This window comes from Paraburkholderia phymatum (assembly GCF_040965635.1).
GTDB lineage: Bacteria > Pseudomonadota > Gammaproteobacteria > Burkholderiales > Burkholderiaceae > Paraburkholderia > Paraburkholderia phymatum_B.
Genome location: NZ_JBFRCH010000097.1, coordinates 1 through 1,353, shown reverse-complemented (window position 1 = coordinate 1,353; position 1,353 = coordinate 1). Strand labels below are relative to the sequence as shown.

The 1,353-nt window shown below is 60.3% G+C and carries 1 protein-coding gene; it reads left to right on the top strand.

Annotation, left to right across the window (positions count from 1 at the left end; translation table 11 throughout):
- Positions 1-144: 144 nt before the first annotated feature.
- A partial coding sequence (locus tag AB4Y32_RS40310) for an ISL3 family transposase (RefSeq protein ID WP_368726562.1) occupies positions 145-1,353 on the top strand: 1,209 nt, incomplete at its 3' end.

Sequence of the window (1,353 nt, the reverse complement as noted above, 5' to 3'; positions counted from 1 at the left end):
TTCGAATCTCGAGTGGGTGGTTGCCGGGTCAAGTGCGGGCGTCAGCCCGGCGAAGCGAACGCTTGACGCGCGTGGCGCAAGCAAGCTGGCAGAGGGCTGGTTGCGGCAGAATGCTGCAACCAGCCCTGCAAGACAACGCGAACTATGACGAGCCAAACCCAACTGTTTGAAGCCGCCCTGGGAATCAAGGCACCGTGGTATGTGCAAGGTGTCGATTTCGGCACGGAACTGACGATTGCGGTGGACTTTGTCGCGGGCAGCCGGTTTGCCTACCCCGGGGTGCCGGGCGAACACCCGGTGCACGACACGGTCATCAAACGACTGCGTCACCTCAATTTCTTTCAGTTCGACTGTTACCTGGAGGTGCGTGTGCCGCGTGTGCGCTTGCCGGACGGCTCGGTGCGGCTCGTGGAGCCTGACTGGATGGGGAAGCTCGATGGCTTTACGCTGCTGTTTGAAGCGCTCGTGCTGACGCTGTGCCGGGAGATGACATTTGCGGCGGTAGCGCGCCTGGTGAACCTGTCGTGGCATCGCGTGAAGGCCATCTGTGACCGTTACGTGGACCTGGCGGTGGCTGCGACTGACCTGTCCGAAGTCACTGCGGTGTCCATTGACGAAACCTCGTGCCGACGGGGCCACGACTATGTTTCGCTGGTCGCCGACATGGACGCCAGACGCGTGGTCTTTGTCACGCCAGGCAAGGATGCAGGTGCGGTCGAACGCTTTGCCAATCACCTCGAGCAACATAACGCAACGCCTGCGCAGATCAAATCGGTGAGCATTGACATGTCGCCCGCCTTCATCAAGGGCGTGCAAGAGCATCTGCCCGATGCGCGCGTGACGTTCGACAAGTTTCATGTCGTGGCGCACGCCTCGAAAGCCCTTGATGGCGTGCGCCGCGAGCAGCAGAGGAGCGATCCCGCACTAAAGGGCATGCGCTGGTCGCTGCTCAAAGATGCTGACAAGCTGAATCTCGCGCAACTGACCGATCTCGAGGTGCTGATCAGCCAGTACACGACCAACCGCACCGCCCGCGCCTGGATGTACCGCGAACAGCTGCGCGAGATTCTCGATCGCAAGCAGATCCACGTCGTCTCCAAGATGTTGCGCCGGTGGTGTAGCAACGTCATGCGTTCCAAGGTCGAACCCATGAAGGACGTCGCACGAATGATCCTTCGTCATTTCGACGGCATCGTCGCCTGGGCCCAGACGCGCCAGACCAATGGCTTCATTGAAGCCATCAACGGCCTGTTTCAAGCTGCCAAGCGCAAGGCGCGCGGATACGCTAGCTTCAAAACCATGCGAACCGTGCTGTTCCTGATTGCAGGCAAGCTCGATTTCTCGGCCTTCAAT